At 75.4% G+C, this 2,527-nt stretch carries 3 protein-coding genes; all 3 read left to right on the top strand.

Annotated features, from left to right (window positions below):
* Positions 1–275: alpha-glucosidase C-terminal domain-containing protein (locus tag CTZ28_RS46195; RefSeq protein WP_183154921.1), on the top strand; the 275-nt coding region annotated here is incomplete at its 5' end.
* A gap of 124 nt (positions 276–399) precedes the next feature.
* Positions 400–1,797: a maltokinase N-terminal cap-like domain-containing protein gene (locus CTZ28_RS46200; protein ID WP_121895938.1), complete on the top strand. Its 1,398-nt coding sequence runs from the start codon at positions 400–402 to the stop codon at positions 1,795–1,797.
* A 30-nt stretch (positions 1,798–1,827) separates the two neighbouring features.
* Positions 1,828–2,527 (top strand): GlgB N-terminal domain-containing protein (locus CTZ28_RS46205; protein WP_472926682.1); only part of this gene is annotated, 700 nt, incomplete at its 3' end.

Raw genomic sequence — 2,527 nt, forward strand, 5'->3', positions numbered from 1 at the left:
CCGCCTTCGGACTCGGCACCTACACCGAACTCGACTCCACCAACCCCGCAGTCATCGCCTTCCTCCGCGAACACGACGACGACCTCGTCCTCTGCGTACACAACTTCTCCCGCTTCGCACAGCCGACGGAGCTGGATCTCGGGCGGTTCGGCGGCCGGCATCCGGTCGAGCTGTTCGGCGGGGTGCGCTTCCCGGCGATCGGGCGGCTGCCGTATCTGCTGACCCTCGCGGGCCACGGCTTCTACTGGTTCCGGCTGCGCGCGGAGACCGTGTAGCGGCCCCCTGGAAGGCGCCGGCGGGGCGGTTTCCACCGCCTCGCCCGGGGCACGCATCAGTCACACCCCACCGGCTCGGGCGCCCCCGGAGGCGAACCGAAGCAGGGGGAAAGGACGTGACGCCATGGCGGAAACGGTCACCCCGTCCGGCACGACAGGTCCCGCGCACATCCTCGCGTCCCTCGATCTCCTGCTGCGCGAGTGGCTGCCGAGACAGCGCTGGTTCGCGGGGAAGGGGCGTCCGGTCACCGGGTTCTCGCCGGTGGCGGTCACCGAGTTACTGCCCTCCGGCCGCCTCGGCCTGTACCACCTGCTGGTCCGCGCCCACCAGCCGCCCGCACCGGGCATCGCGCCCCAACCCGGCGACTGCTACCAGCTGTTGATAGGCGCCCGCGAGGCGCTGCCGCCCCGGCTGGCGCCCGCGCTGATCGGACACGTGGACCGCGGGCCGCTCACCGGGCACACGGTGTACGACGCCCTCCACGACCCGCGGCCCGCCGCGGTGCTGCTGGAGGCGCTGCGCACCCGGGCCCGCATCGGGGTGCTGCGCTTCGAGCGGGATCCGGGCCAGGAGATACGCGACGGGCTGGTGGCCCGGCTGCTGACCGCCGAGCAGTCCAACTCCTCCGTCGTCTACGGAGATACGTTCATTCTGAAGCTGTTGCGCCGGGTCGTGCCCGGCGTCAACCCCGATCTGGAGATACCGCTGGCGCTGGCCGCCGAGGGCTGCGCCCGGGTGCCCGCGCCGGCCGCCTGGCTGCGGGCCGAGGGCACGGAAGCGGCCGGCGAGCCCACCGTCCTGGCCGTGCTCCAGCCCTTCGTGCGGGGCGCCACGGACGGCTGGGAGCTGGCGCTGCGCGAGCTGGCCAAGGGCGAGGACTTCGGCGCGGAGGCGCGGGCGCTGGGCCGGGCCACCGCCGAGGTGCACACCGCGCTCGCGCACGCGCTGCCCACGGTCACCCTGGGCCGCGGCGGGCTGGAGCCGCTGGTCGGCGGCATGGTCGGGCGCCTGGAGGCGGCCGCCCGCGCGGTACCGGCGCTGCGCCGCCACGCGAGCGGGCTGCGGTCCGCCTACACCGCGCTGGCCGGCCTGGCGGCCGAGGGGCGCACCTGGACCGCGCAGCGCGTCCACGGCGATCTGCACCTCGGCCAGTGCCTGCGCGCGCCGTCCGGGCAGTGGTCGCTGATCGACTTCGAGGGCGAGCCGGCCCGGCCGCTGGCCGAACGCCGCATGCCGCAGCCCGCGGTGCGGGACGTCGCGGGAATGCTGCGCTCCTTCGAGTACGCGGCGCACTCGGCGGGCCCGCCCGCGCCCGGTTGGGCCGCCGCGTGCCGGGCGGCGTACTGCACCGGGTACGCCGAGGTCGCCGGGCGGGACCCGCGCACCGATCCCGTGCTGCTGCGGGCGTACGAGACCGACAAGGCGGTCTACGAGGTCCTCTACGAGGCCCGGCACCGCCCCGACTGGCTGCCCGTGCCGCTGTCGGCGGTCCGCCGCCTGGCCGCACCCGGCCGGCCCTGACCCGCCCCCCGCGCCGAGGAGGCCCCACCCATGACCCCGCGCCCCCCGTCCAGCGCCCCTGGCACGCAGAACCGGCGCCCCCGCACCCCCACCGCCGAACAGCCACCGCGGACACCCCCGGCATCCCCGGCATCCCCGGCGAAGAAGACGGCGACTGCGAAAGCCGCGGCGAAGCCGACGAAGAAGCCTGCCCGCGAGGAGCCGGCCGGCAGGGTCGGGGCCGCGGTCGCCCCCGCTCTCGGGGCGGGGGATCGTGAGCGGTTGTCGGCGGGGACGCACCATGATCCGCATGCCGTGCTCGGGGCCCATCCGGTGGCCGGCGGTGTGGTGTTCCGGGCCTTCCGGCCGTACGCCCTGTCGGTCGCCGTCGTCACCGACGAGCTGCGGGCCGAACTGCACCACGACGGCGGCGGTTTCTTCTCGGCCCTGCTGCCCCTGCGTGACGTCCCCGCGTACCGGCTGCGTGTGACGTACGAGGGTGCCGTCCACGAGGCCGAGGACGCCTACCGTTTCCTGCCCGCGCTCGGCGAGCTGGACCTGCATCTGATCGGCGAGGGCCGGCACGAGCAGCTGTGGCGGGCGCTGGGCGCCGAGCCCATGACGCACCAGGGCGTGACCGGCACCCGCTTCACCGTGTGGGCGCCGAACGCCCGGGGCGTGCGGCTGGCCGGCGGGTTCAACTTCTGGGACGGCACCGGATACCCGATGCGTTCGCTCGGCTCCTCGGGCG

This window comes from Streptomyces shenzhenensis (assembly GCF_003688995.1).
Classification (GTDB): Bacteria; Actinomycetota; Actinomycetes; order Streptomycetales; family Streptomycetaceae; genus Streptomyces; species Streptomyces shenzhenensis_A.